This window comes from Flavobacterium weaverense (assembly GCF_003688495.1).
Taxonomy (GTDB): domain Bacteria; phylum Bacteroidota; class Bacteroidia; order Flavobacteriales; family Flavobacteriaceae; genus Flavobacterium; species Flavobacterium weaverense.
Map to the genome: position 1 here is coordinate 513,752 of NZ_REFH01000008.1, position 12,489 is coordinate 526,240.

A 12,489-nucleotide genomic window follows, 5' to 3' on the forward strand; every position below is an offset into this window, starting at 1 on the left:
TGCCTATGGAAACTGTATAAATAAGTAATTGGGAAGGTTTTTATTTTTAAAAGAGAGATTGTTCAAACAGTCTCTCTTTTTTTGCAAAAAATTGGGACAATACAATTTAAATAACTTTATTTTAGCACTAAATGTTAAAGACGATGGCTAAAATTTTATTGATCGAAGATGATGTTCCTTTCTGCAAGTTATTGGAAAAGTTTCTTGTTAAAAATTCTTACGAGGTAACGATATCATTTTCAGCATTAGAGGCGAAAGCAAAGATTAAAGAAGAATCATATGATCTCATCTTAACTGATTTAAGACTTCCTGACTATGACGGAATTGAGCTTATGTCAGAAATTAAAGCGGAGTATCCAGATACTCCTGTGTTATTAATGACGGGCTACTCTGACGTAAATACTGCTGTTAAAGCGATAAAGAACGGTGCGGCTGATTATATTTCTAAACCTTTCAATCCTGAAGAGGTACTGATCGTTATTTCAAATACCCTGGCTGATAAAGGAAGTGAAAAGTCAGAGAAAGTAGAGAAAATATCTAAAAATAAAAAAGAGATTTTAAAAGCTAAAAGTAATTCTTTCGTTCAAGGAATTTCTTCAGCCTCTAAAAAACTAGCCGAATATATACAATTAGTAAGTCCGACAAATATGTCAGTTTTGATAATTGGCGAAAGCGGTACAGGAAAAGAGGTCATTGCAAAAAGCATTCATGAAAATAGTTCGAGGAAACAAACTAACTTCATCGCAGTTGATTGTGGTTCGATTCCGAAAGAATTAGCAGCAAGTGAATTTTTTGGTCATGTAAAGGGTTCTTTTACTGGAGCAATCCAAGACAAAATTGGTTTTTTTGAGGCTGCGAATGGTGGAACAATTTTCTTAGATGAAATAGGCAATCTTTCTTATGAAAATCAAATACAACTTTTGAGAGCATTACAGGAGCGAAAAATTAAACCAGTAGGTAGTAATAAAGAAGTAGATGTTGATATAAGAATAATAACGGCTACGAATGAAGATTTAAGAGAGGCAGTTAAAAAAGGTGATTTTAGAGAAGATTTATACCATAGAATTAATGAGTTTTCGATACATTCTCCTTCATTGGTAGAAAGAGAAGAAGATTTAATGCTCTTTTTAGATTTTTTCCTCGAAAAATCTAATCAAGAATTAAATAAAGATGTCATCGGATTTTCTGCTGAAGTAATGAAGATTTTCCAAAATTATAGATGGCCGGGAAACCTTCGAGAACTCCAAAATTGCATTAAGAGAGCTACTCTTTTAACGCAAGGAGATTTTGTTGAGAAATCTGCTCTTCCTGCTGAGTTTTTTCACAGTGAACAATCTTTGTCTGAGGAGTTTTCTTTATCAGAAAATGAAAAAGAAACAATTTTAGAAGCTTTAAATAGAACAAATAATAATAAAACCGAAGCGGCAAAACTGTTGAAAATAAATAGAAAAACGCTTTATAATAAGTTGAAATCTTACGGGATTAATTAAGTAATTTCCTTTTCAAGTAGAGCAAAGAGTGCAGTAATTTTAGTTTTTAAAGAAGTTACTTTCTTTTCGACTTCTTCTAAATTTAAATCTTCAAGTTCTAACTGATCTAATAAATTGCTTATCTCAAAAGCCTTTATTTGTTTGAACATTGGATTTACCTTGTGTGCAATGCTTTTAATTTCTTTCTGATTTGAATTTGTGACAGCGTCATCTAATAGCACTATACTCTCATTGGTACTGCTCATAAATGTCTCTAGAATCTCATTTAATGCACTTTTGTCATCTGATAAAAACGATTTTAAAGCTTTCAATGAATATGATTTTTTACCGCTAATAGGGTTCTTTTCTAAATCAAATTTTATAGGAATTATGGTATTATTCCTGATTGCTTTTATTGTAGAAAGTAGTGCTTTTGGAGTATATGGTTTACGAATTACAGTTGTAAAACCTGCTTTCTTATATTGGTCGATTTCTAGATCACCTCTACCTGTAACTGCTATTATAGGTTGGCTTTTGTAATTCATGTAGGAACCGTTTTGCAACTCTTTCAAAAACACAAAGCCATCCATTGTTGGCATTTGAATATCAGTAATGACGAGATCAAAATTATTAGTCTCCGCCCACTGCAGGGCATCAACTGCATTACTAAATGGATAAATTATATATTCATTTTGTCTTAATACTTCGGTCGTTAATTTTAATAAACTTTCATCATCGTCGATTATAATCGCTATCAAATTGGTGTCGTTTTCAGTACTATTATTTTCTTTGTCGTTATTATTGTCGTCAAACAACAATGGTAGTTCGATTATAAAAGTGCTTCCTTCTCCAAGCTCACTTTTTAAGTTCAATTTTCCACCTAAGATTTCGATCATCTTCTTAGAAATGGTTAAACCTAAACCTGTTCCTCCGTATTTTTTTTCAATTTTCTCATCTGCTTGGGTAAATTCTTCAAAAACTAATAACTGACTTTTATCATCGATACCAATGCCGGAATCCGCTATCAATATTGTTATTGTATCGCTATCAGAATTTATTTTAGACTCTATTTTAATAAACCCGTCTTCTGTAAATTTAAAAGCGTTTCCAATAATATTAGATAAGATTTGTCTCAATCTAAAAGGATCGCCTATAATTCTTTGATCAAGTCTTTCATCAATGTCAATAATAAGATCAATATATTTTTGAGAATATACAGATTGAATGCTGCTCGATACTTCGTTAATAATGTCAGTTAAGGAAAATGGAATCTTATCGACTGCAATTTTACCCGCTTCAATTTGAGTGAAATCTAATAGGTCTTGGACAAGTTTAGATATATAATCTGACGATCCTTTTATGCTCTTCGTAAAATACTTTTGTTTGTTATTTAATTCGGAATTACCAAGTAGTTCTGTATAACCTATAATTGTACTTAACGGAGTTTTTAAATCGTGACTCACAGTTGAAATAAGTTGCTCTCTACTGATTAATAGTTTTTTAGCTTTTAGATTAGCAGCTTCTAACTGTTTTTTATAAGATTGAGTTTTTGAAAAATCATTTAAAATAAGTATTAGAAAAAACATAGTTAGCAAAAGCCCAATAATGGCTGCTGTCGTAACTATTCTATTCGTTTTTGTTAAGGATTTCTCTCTCGAAATATAGCTTGCAGTGGTATTTAAAATGATCTCTCTTTCAATAATCCCAAAAACTTTTCTCAATTGATTAGAAATAGAAAGTTCGTTTTGAAGTAAATTGTTTTCCTCAATACTAAGTAATCTCTTCTTAGTTGCTGTTTCTTTTTTGACGTCGTTTAATAACATTTTAGAAACACTTACTATAGAGTCAGATTCTCTTTTAGTTAAGGTATTGGTACTGTCATCAGGAATATTCTGATTTAGGTATGTAACATATTTCTTCAAAACATTACGCTGGTAATCACCTAACGAAGCTGGATGCTTAACAAAATCTTCCATTTGGAGGTTTCGTAATGATGATTCAATTTTAGTTAAATCATTGATGGCTTTACTAACAGCCATCTCATCTTCAGTTTTACTTTTAATTGACTTTAATTGTTGAATATTGTTCGTTTTCTTAGCGAGAAGAATCTGTACACTGTCTAATAATTTAATTTGGTATTGGGTCGAAACAATTGCTTTTAAAGAGTCAATGTCGACTTTTAATACTTTTGATTTTTGAACATAAGTATTAAAATCAGCATCGGATTCTGACTGGATTGCGATTCTAGCTAAACTTTCTGCTTCGTATAGTTTAGATAAAATTGTGCTAACTCTTAAAATGGAACTATTCTTTTGAGAAAATTTCTGCTCATTTTTTGAAAAGCTTTTATTTTCTGAATATAAAAACCAACCTACCGTTCCAAAAAGGATCACTAAAATTAGATAACTCATGAAAACTTTTAGTGGTATGTAGCTTTTTTTATTGTCCATTTTTCAAAGATAAAAATTAGAAGAGCTTTTAAAGTTAAGATTTTAAAAATTTAATGGAATTAGAAAAAAAACCCTCACTGTTAAGTAAGGGTTACTAATCTTAAATTTTATGAATTACAAAGTTTCGTTCAACCATTTGTAAAACTCTTTTTGCCAAACTTGTGCATTTTGAGGTTTTAAAACCCAGTGATTTTCTTCAGGAAAATAGAGGAATCTGCTTTTTATTCCACGAAGTTGTGCTGCTTGAAATGCCTCTTGAGATTGTCCTTCTGATACACGGAAATCTTTACCACCTTGAATAATCAATATAGGAGTGTTCCACTTATCCACATGTGTTATTGGGTTAAAAGTTGTATATGTTTTCTGAGCTATGGCATTATCTTTTTCCCAATAAGCTCCACCAAAATCCCAATTATTAAAGAAAACTTCTTCAGTAGTTCCAAACATGCTCTGCGTATTAAAAACTCCGTCATGAGCAATAAAAGTTTTAAAACGATTATTATGAATTCCAGCTAAGTAAAAAGCAGAATAACCACCATAACTAGCACCAACACAGCCTAAACGGTCTGAATCGACGTATTTTTCCTTTGCAACATCATCAATAGCTGATAAGTAATCATCCATAACTTGTCCGCCCCAATCCTTACTAATTTGCTCATTCCATTCTACGCCGTGTCCTTGCATTCCGCGACGATTAGGCGCAACAACTACATAACCATTAGCAGCCATCAACTGGAAATTCCAACGGAAAGAGTAGCTTTGCGTTAAAGGTGATTGCGGTCCACCTTGACAATATAAAAGAGTTGGATATTTTTTTGAAGCGTCAAAATTAGGTGGAAGAACAACCCAAACCAACATTTTTTTACCATCTGTTGTAGTCACGTATCTTCTTTCTATTTTGCTTAATGCTAATGAAGCATAAGTTTTGGTGTTTACGTTTGATAATTGCTTCCATGATTTTTTCTTTAAATTATAAGAAAAAATTTCAGAAGCATGATTCATATCAGTTCTAGTAAGTATTGCATTGTCGCCAGAAATAGCTACAATTGAATTCACATCAAAATCGCCGTTTGTGATTTGGCGAACCGTAACAGCAATTTTACTAATACCTGGAAAGTTTACCTCAAATAATTGTTTTGTTCCATCAATTGGTGCCACAAAATAGATTTTGCTTTCGTCTTTACTCCACATAAAACTATCAACTGTTCCGTCCCAGTTGGCAGTTAGATTCATGTTCATCCCTTTTAAACTTACGATAAGATCATTTTTGTCCGCTTCGTAACCATCTCTTTTCATTTGTAACCAAGTCAAATTTCCTTTAGGAGAAAATTGTGGACTCATATCGTAACCAAGATTTCCTTCGGTTCTGTTTGTCGTTTTTCCAGTTTCTAGGTTGTACTGGTAAATATCTGTGTTAGTTGAAGTCGCGTATTTCGTTCCTGCTTTTTTCTTCGACACATATAAAATGTTTTTACTATCTGGCGACCAAATATAGTCTTCATCGCCGCCAAAAGGTTTTTGAGGGCTGTTGAAATTTTCTCCTTTTAAAAGATCAATTCCTATAGCTCCATCTTTGTTTTCTTTAAAAAAAACATGATTAAATGTACCTTCATTCCAGGTGTCCCAATGACGGTAATCAAGCGCATCATAAATCTGGACATTAGATTTTTCTAAATCAGGGTAGAAATCTTTTCCGTGAACCTTATCTATTTTTACTTCTTCATTGTACACAATGTATTTTCCGTCTGGCGAAATATTTTTACCTTTTAAAAGTGATTTTGTGTCTTTCACTTCTGTAGCGTTACCGCCATTTATAGATATTATATAAGACTTTGTCTCAGACTTGTTTTCGGCAACAGAAGGGTAGGTAACATTGTAGACTATATTTTTACCATCGTTTGAAAGACCTAAAGGTGTAACTCTTCCCAGTTTCCATAGTAATTCTGGTGTCATTACATTTTGCGCCATCGCGTTTAAACTCATCATTAATAAGGGTATTAATAGTAATTTTTTCATTTTGCTACTTGTTTTTTTTCGAAGCATAAAAGTAGCCAATTTTTTCCGATGTTTCTTCGTTTAAGCATTCGCTTTTTAGCCCCGATAGCAGTGAAAATCCTTTATTACTTTTATCAAAAAATAATAAAGATTGTAGCGTATAGCGGGATTAGCTCCATAAAATCATTATTTTTATAAAAAATTAATGCCATGGACTTGAGTTATTGGGAATTGAAAAACTGGTTTACAAACGTAGATTACACTATTGTAGGAAGCGGAATTGTGGGCTTGCACGCTGCTTTACGCTTACGCGAAAGATTTCCAGATAGCAAAATTCTCGTCTTGGAAAAAGGAGCGCTTCCTCAAGGAGCTAGTACTAAAAATGCTGGATTTGCTTGTTTTGGAAGTATTTCAGAAATTATAGATGACTTACAAACTCACTCTGAAGAAGAAGTAGTTCGACTTATTCAAAAAAGATGGCAAGGATTGAATTTGTTGCGTACACGTTTAGGCGATGCCAATATAGATTTCAAAAATTATGGAGGTTATGAACTTTTTTTAAAAGAAGATGTCAGTAGTTATGAAGAATGCCTTCAGAAAATTCCATTTATAAATGAACTACTAAGACCACTGTTTCAAAAAAATGTTTTTGTAAAAGAAGCTGATAGCTTTGGTTTCCAAGGTATTCAGGATTATTTATTGTTTAATCCATTTGAAGCGCAAATTGATACTGGGAATATGATGCAGTCTTTATTGAAAAATGCAGTATCAGAAAACATATTAATTTTAAATCAGCAAACGGTTACTGCTTTCAGGGACTGCGGGAATGAAGTAGAAGTAGTACTTGATGATTTTAGTTTTAAGACCAAGAAAATTGTGTTTGCTACAAATGGTTTTGCAAGCAAACTAATTACGGCACCTGTTGAGCCAGCTAGAGCACAAGCTTTAATTACGGAACCAATTAAAAATTTAAAAATAAAGGGAACTTTTCATTTAGATAAAGGCTATTATTACTTTAGAAATATTGGTCATCGAATTTTACTAGGTGGTGGAAGAAATTTGGATTTTAGAACGGAAAATACTACTGAATTTGGACAAACAGAAATAATTCAAAATAAATTGGAACACTTGCTAAAAGAAGTAATTTTACCAAATCAAAATTTTGAGATTGCGCATCGTTGGAGTGGAATTATGGGTATTGGTGCTAGTAAAAACCCTATCGTTTCACAACTATCTGAAAACGTGTTTTGCGGTGTAAGATTAGGCGGAATGGGCGTCGCAATAGGAAGTTTAGTAGGTACTGAATTAGCAGATTTAATATAATGGCAACAAAAATTACTCCAAGGAAAACAAAACAACCCGTTAAAAAAGAACCTTCATCTTTTATGAATAAATTATTTCGTTTTTTATTTAAATCATTTTTGTGGTTTCTTGGAATCTCACTGTTTTTAGTGGTGTTCTTTAAATTTGTGCCGGTTGTATTTACACCTTTAATGGTGATTCGAGCGATTGAAAACAAAGCAGCGGGAAAGGAAGTGTACTTCAATCATGATTGGGAACCTATTGAAAAAATCTCTACAAATCTTCAAAAAGCAGTAATTGCCAGTGAGGACGGAACTTTCTTGAAGCATAATGGTTTTGATATCAAAGCGATGCAAAAAGCGTACAAAAGTAACGAGCGCGGAAGAAGAATAAAAGGTGGAAGTACAATATCCCAACAAACTGCAAAAAATGTATTTCTATGGCAAGGACGTAGTTATTTCCGTAAAGGATTAGAAGCTTATTTTACAGTTTTAATAGAAATAATATGGGGAAAGGAACGTATTATGGAAGTGTATCTAAATAGTATCGAAATGGGAGATGGTATTTATGGCGCACAAGCAGCTACACAATATTGGTATCGAAAAGATGCATCTTCATTAACTCCCATTCAAGCTGCTGGAATAGCAGCGATTTTGCCAAATCCTAGAAAATTTAAAGCAACAAGCTCTTCTTCATACATTAATAACAGAAAGAGTAAAATTGTTAGAGTTATGCGATCTGTTGGAGAAATTAAATATTAGTTTGGCTTTAAATTTTAATGTATAATTCTTATTTAGAAAGAAATAATTTTAATTTTTTACTATTTGTATAAAACGACAAAACCCCATATTAGTGGGGTTTTGTCGTTTTATCAATAAAGCTTAAATCAAATAAATAAGACTTACGAAATTATCTTATCTTTAGTAATACGGTCCACAACCAGAGCAATAGCTCCATCTCCAGTAACGTTGCAAGCAGTACCAAAACTGTCCATCGCAATGTATAAAGCAATCATTAATCCAATCATCTCCTCACTAAAACCTAACATTGATTGCAAGATACCTACTGCCGCCATTATCGCTCCTCCAGGAACTCCAGGTGCTGCAACCATAGCAATTCCCAACATAAAAATAAAACCTGCAAAAAGTGTAAAGTCAAATGGCATTCCTTGTAAAATCATAAGCGCAATTGCGCAAGCTGTAATTTTCATCGTGCTACCAGATAAATGTATGGTCGCACATAATGGAATTACGAATCCAGCAATTTTCTCAGAAACTCCATTTTTTAGTGTTTGCTCTAATGTCACCGGAATAGTAGCTGCCGAAGACTGTGTTCCTAATGCTGTAAAATAAGCTGGCATCATGTTTAACAATAATTTCAAAGGATTCTTTTTAGTAAGTATCCCAGCGATTGTATATTGTAGTAGTAGTAATATGATGTGCAAAGCAAAAATTACTCCTATAATATTAATAAAAACAGAAAGTATAGAGAAGACTTTTCCACTAAAGGACATGCTAGCAAATATACCTAATATGAATAATGGTAATAAGGGAACAATTACATTTTCAATTACTTGCATTATGATCTTTTCAAAATCTTTAACTACTAATTTCAAACTTGATTTTTCTTGGTATGATAATCCTAATCCTATTACAAAAGCAAGAACTAAAGCTGTCATTACATCTAAAGCGGGTGGAATAGTAATAGTAAAGTAGGGTGTTAGTTCAAGTGATGAAGTGCTAATTTCGGCAACGTTATTAACATGAGATTCTAATAGCTGTGGAAATAGACCTGAAGTAACTAAATAGGTCATAAATCCAGAAAAAAGAGTAGAGCCATAAGCTATAGCAGCCGTAAGTAACAATAATTTTCCGGCTCCTTTTCCAAGATCAGAAATCGCCGGCATGATTAATCCCATTATAATTAATGGAATAGCAAAGTTCAGGAATTGTCCAAAAAAAGCGTTGAATGTTGTGAAAATTCTATTAAACGATTCTGGAAGATATAATCCGAAAACGATACCAAGAACAATGGCAATAAAAACTTTGAATAGTAGGTTAGAAAATAACTTTTTCATAATATATGTCAGTAAGTATAAGACCGGATAGTCTCAAAATCATTTATTTTTAAGTTTGCGAATATACTGCCTATGTATCGAACAAGAGAGAAACTCCTCTTTTTTCTTCATTTATTAACATTCATGATACTTCGATTTCTTCATAATATTGTAGAACATTATTTTAGAATAAAAATCTAGATACTCTACTTTTACTTACCGTATGGCCATTTTCAAATTGACAAGAGTTTCATTTACTAGGAAAAAAGTAAGGGTTAGAAAGCCCTGATTTTAGAATATCTCTTAGTTTTAAACTATTATTATACTATATTTGCGACATAATTGGGGGATTAGCTCATTTGGCTAGAGTGCTTGCCTGGCAGGCAAGAGGTGATCGGTTCGAATCCGATATTCTCCACGAATTAAATCAAGCCTTACAGTGATGTGAGGCTTTTTTGATTTCGATACCAAATCATATTTACTGCTTCTCCATTATTTTTTATCAGTTGTATATGAGATTTCAAAATCAATTTCTTATTGTTAGAAAAAGGAGTCCATTCCCTATTATATTTTTAACTTTGCACTAAAATATCAGCTATGCCATCAGAAAAATCAATAGGTTCACTCGTAACGACAATTGAAAATAAAGTTGCGACAATAACCTTTGGTCATCCAGCAAGTAATTCTTTTCCAAGAGAATTATTAGATAGATTGACTGCAGAATTTAAGACATTAAGTGAAAACCAACTTGTCTCTGTCATTGTAATTCAAAGTCAAGGATCGGGTGCTTTCTGTGCAGGCGCTTCGTTTGATGAGCTATTAGCAGTTTGTAATGTGTCTGATGGAACTCAATTTTTCTCTGGTTTTGCAAATTTAATTAATGCAATGCGATCTTGTTCTAAACTTATTGTAGGTCGCGTTCATGGCAAAGCTGTAGGCGGTGGAGTAGGAATTGCTTGCGCTTGTGATTATGTTTTAGCTACTAAAAGCGCTGATGTAAAATTATCAGAATTAGCGATTGGAATAGGCCCGTTTGTCATTGAACCAGCGGTTTCAAGAAAAATTGGAAAAACTGCAATGTCCGAAATGACATTGGCTGCACACGAGTGGAAGTCGGCTGATTGGGCTTTAGCCAAAGGATTATATGCTAATACTTTCGAAAGTATCGAAGAACTTGATGTTGCAATTAATGATTTTAGCTCAAAATTATCTAGTTACAATCCAGAGGCTTTAGCTGAAATGAAGAAAGTGTTGTGGGTAGGAACAGAAGAATGGAACACCCTTTTATTAGAGCGCGCAGCAATTTCTGGAAGATTAGTACTTTCTGATTTTACAGTGAATGCTTTATTACAATTCAAAAAATAAACGTTTATGACAATTCTTACTCTCATTCAAAAAGTGAATATTGAAGAAAAATTAAAAGATGCCCCAGATAGTGGATATCAGATAGGCATTCTTATCGGTTCTTTTATTCCTTTTGTAGTTTTAGTTTTGCTAGCGTATTGGATGTATTCAAGCGCAAAAAAGCGAGACAAAGAACTTTAATTAATTATTTATTAAATTTGCACCAAAATAAAAATGCCATGAGCAATATCAGAATCACAAAACAATTTAGTTTCGAAACAGGACATGCTCTATATGGCTACGATGGAAAATGTAAAAATGTTCACGGGCATAGTTATAAATTGTCTGTAACTGTAATAGGATCTCCTATTACGGATCGTTCGAATGTGAAATTTGGAATGGTGATTGACTTTACTGATTTAAAGAAAATAGTAAAGGAAGAAATTGTAGATCAATTTGATCACGCTACTGTGTTTAATGGCACGACGCCGCATGTAGAACTAGCTAATGAGTTAATAAGTCGTGGACATCATGTTATTCTAGTGGATTATCAACCAACGAGTGAAAACATGGTAGTTGATTTTTCAAAAAGAATTATCGACCGTTTACCAGAAGGAATACGTCTTTTTTCTTTAAAATTACAAGAAACTGATTCTTCTTTTGCAGAATGGTTTGCCAGTGATAATTCATAAATCTATTTCATGCATTTACCAAATAATAAAAAAGTATATTTCGCTTCAGATCAGCACTTTGGTGCACCAACACCCGAATTGAGTTTTCCACGAGAACAAAAATTTGTCGCTTGGTTAGATGAAATAAAGGACGATGCGGAAGCTATTTTTTTGTTGGGTGATTTATTTGATTTTTGGTTCGAATATAAAACCGTTGTCCCAAAAGGATTTATTCGCGTACTTGGTAAATTGGCCGAAATCCGAGATAGTGGAATTCCTATCTATTTCTTTGTAGGAAATCATGATTTATGGATGGAAGATTATTTCCTTAATGAATTAAACATTCCTGTTTTTCACGACAATCAAGAGTACAAATTTGGAGATAAAACTTTCCTAATAGGTCACGGCGACGGAAAAGGCCCTGGCGACAAGGGTTATAAGCGCATGAAAAAAGTATTCACTAATCCATTTTTCAAATGGCTTTTTAGATGGGTACATCCTGATATAGGAGTACGTTTAGCACAATATCTTTCCGTAAAAAATAAATTGATTTCTGGTGATGAAGATGTGACTTTCCTAGGTGAGGATAAAGAGTGGTTAATTTTATATTCAAAAAGGAAATTAGAAACCAAACATTACAATTATCTAATTTTTGGTCACCGTCATTTACCTATGAAACTTTCTGTAGGTGAAAATGCTGAGTATGTGAATTTAGGAGATTGGATTAGCTATTTTACCTATGGTGTTTTTGATGGTGAAAATTTTGAAATCAAGAAATACTAAAATTAATTCAATCCAATACCGTACAAATAGTCTTCGAGATTTATTTTAAATAAAGTTCCTTCAACAAGATCTTCTACTTTATTTAATTCTTCCATAGTCATTGCTAAATCTATTTGTGAGCAAGGTGTTTTCAATAAAAATTGCTGGCAATATCTTTTTAATTGGCAATCAGCGCAATCTTTATTTAGAGAATAACTCTCTTGGATACAATCCTTAAAGTCGTATAATTCTTCTCTACTGAAATAAAAACCTGTTTCTCTAAAAATGAGTTGTATTTTGTCAGCTACAACTTTATTGTCTTTAATCCAGTAAAAAGACGTTCCAAAATCATTGAAATATATTTGCTTTATATCTGCCATGTGAAAATATTTAAGGCAAATGTAGTTATTATTTATAACAGTTCTAAATAAAAAATGTTT

The 12,489-nt window shown here is 32.6% G+C and carries 11 protein-coding genes and 1 tRNA gene; 8 read left to right on the forward strand and 4 right to left on the reverse strand.

The window, feature by feature from the left end:
• The first annotated feature begins 143 nt into the window (after positions 1-143).
• Positions 144-1,490: a sigma-54-dependent transcriptional regulator gene (locus tag BC961_RS05865; protein WP_121924917.1), complete on the forward strand. Its 1,347-nt coding sequence runs from the start codon at positions 144-146 to the stop codon at positions 1,488-1,490.
• Here BC961_RS05865 and BC961_RS05870 read toward each other — a convergent pair.
• Both BC961_RS05870 and BC961_RS05875 read right to left on the reverse strand, forming a co-directional pair.
• Entirely contained in the window at positions 1,487-3,919 is a 2,433-nt protein-coding gene (locus BC961_RS05870) for an ATP-binding response regulator (RefSeq protein WP_121924918.1), read from the reverse strand. The genes BC961_RS05865 and BC961_RS05870 overlap by 4 nt on opposite strands.
• A 114-nt stretch (positions 3,920-4,033) precedes the next feature.
• Entirely contained in the window at positions 4,034-5,935 is a 1,902-nt protein-coding gene (locus BC961_RS05875; RefSeq protein ID WP_121924919.1) for a S9 family peptidase, read from the reverse strand.
• Positions 5,936-6,124: 189 nt separating this feature from the next.
• Here BC961_RS05875 and BC961_RS05880 point away from each other — a divergent pair, with 189 nt between their 5' ends.
• Positions 6,125-7,237 carry an NAD(P)/FAD-dependent oxidoreductase gene (locus BC961_RS05880; RefSeq protein WP_121924920.1) on the forward strand — a complete coding sequence of 371 codons (1,113 nt, stop codon included), beginning with the start codon at positions 6,125-6,127 and terminating at the stop codon, positions 7,235-7,237.
• Positions 7,237-7,977, forward strand: coding sequence for a monofunctional biosynthetic peptidoglycan transglycosylase (gene mtgA / locus BC961_RS05885; RefSeq protein ID WP_121924921.1), 741 nt, complete (start codon positions 7,237-7,239; stop codon positions 7,975-7,977). The genes BC961_RS05880 and mtgA overlap by 1 nt, the downstream gene beginning before the upstream one ends.
• Before the next feature lie 140 nt (positions 7,978-8,117).
• On the opposite strand, the gene BC961_RS05890 is transcribed toward mtgA, so the two are convergent.
• A complete protein-coding gene (locus BC961_RS05890; protein ID WP_121924922.1) occupies positions 8,118-9,293 on the reverse strand; it encodes a dicarboxylate/amino acid:cation symporter in 1,176 nt (391 codons plus the stop codon).
• 323 nt (positions 9,294-9,616) lie between these two features.
• Here BC961_RS05890 and BC961_RS05895 point away from each other — a divergent pair.
• The 5 genes from BC961_RS05895 (at position 9,617) to BC961_RS05910 (ending at position 12,070) form a co-directional block, all read left to right on the forward strand.
• Positions 9,617-9,690: transfer RNA gene (locus BC961_RS05895), tRNA-Ala, on the forward strand.
• A gap of 179 nt (positions 9,691-9,869) precedes the next feature.
• Positions 9,870-10,637: an enoyl-CoA hydratase/isomerase family protein gene (locus BC961_RS05900; RefSeq protein ID WP_121924923.1), complete on the forward strand. Its 768-nt coding sequence runs from the start codon at positions 9,870-9,872 to the stop codon at positions 10,635-10,637.
• 6 nt (positions 10,638-10,643) lie between these two features.
• Positions 10,644-10,817, forward strand: coding sequence for a hypothetical protein (locus tag BC961_RS14700; RefSeq protein ID WP_170151290.1), 174 nt, complete (start codon positions 10,644-10,646; stop codon positions 10,815-10,817).
• A gap of 38 nt (positions 10,818-10,855) precedes the next feature.
• Positions 10,856-11,308, forward strand: a complete 453-nt coding sequence (locus BC961_RS05905; protein WP_121924924.1) for a 6-pyruvoyl trahydropterin synthase family protein — start codon at positions 10,856-10,858, stop codon at positions 11,306-11,308.
• 9 nt (positions 11,309-11,317) lie between these two features.
• On the forward strand, positions 11,318-12,070 hold the full coding sequence (locus BC961_RS05910) for a UDP-2,3-diacylglucosamine diphosphatase (RefSeq protein WP_121924925.1): 753 nt from the start codon (positions 11,318-11,320) through the stop codon (positions 12,068-12,070).
• Positions 12,071-12,072: 2 nt separating this feature from the next.
• Here BC961_RS05910 and BC961_RS05915 read toward each other — a convergent pair whose 3' ends face one another.
• Positions 12,073-12,429 (reverse strand): hypothetical protein, encoded by a 357-nt coding sequence (locus tag BC961_RS05915; RefSeq protein WP_121924926.1) that lies wholly within the window; start codon positions 12,427-12,429, stop codon positions 12,073-12,075.
• Positions 12,430-12,489: the final 60 nt, after the last annotated feature.

Bases quoted from the DNA above. Each gene is read 5' to 3' on its own strand.
- BC961_RS14700 (WP_170151290.1), top strand. From the start codon at position 10,644: ATGACAATTCTTACTCTCATTCAAAAAGTGAATATTGAAGAAAAATTA.
- BC961_RS05915 (WP_121924926.1), bottom strand. From the start codon at position 12,429: ATGGCAGATATAAAGCAAATATATTTCAATGATTTTGGAACGTCTTTT.
- BC961_RS05870 (WP_121924918.1), bottom strand. From the start codon at position 3,919: ATGGACAATAAAAAAAGCTACATACCACTAAAAGTTTTCATGAGTTAT.
- BC961_RS05865 (WP_121924917.1), top strand. From the start codon at position 144: ATGGCTAAAATTTTATTGATCGAAGATGATGTTCCTTTCTGCAAGTTA.
- BC961_RS05910 (WP_121924925.1), top strand. From the start codon at position 11,318: ATGCATTTACCAAATAATAAAAAAGTATATTTCGCTTCAGATCAGCAC.
- BC961_RS05880 (WP_121924920.1), top strand. From the start codon at position 6,125: ATGGACTTGAGTTATTGGGAATTGAAAAACTGGTTTACAAACGTAGAT.
- BC961_RS05875 (WP_121924919.1), bottom strand. From the start codon at position 5,935: ATGAAAAAATTACTATTAATACCCTTATTAATGATGAGTTTAAACGCG.
- BC961_RS05900 (WP_121924923.1), top strand. From the start codon at position 9,870: ATGCCATCAGAAAAATCAATAGGTTCACTCGTAACGACAATTGAAAAT.
- mtgA (WP_121924921.1), top strand. From the start codon at position 7,237: ATGGCAACAAAAATTACTCCAAGGAAAACAAAACAACCCGTTAAAAAA.
- BC961_RS05890 (WP_121924922.1), bottom strand. From the start codon at position 9,293: ATGAAAAAGTTATTTTCTAACCTACTATTCAAAGTTTTTATTGCCATT.
- BC961_RS05905 (WP_121924924.1), top strand. From the start codon at position 10,856: ATGAGCAATATCAGAATCACAAAACAATTTAGTTTCGAAACAGGACAT.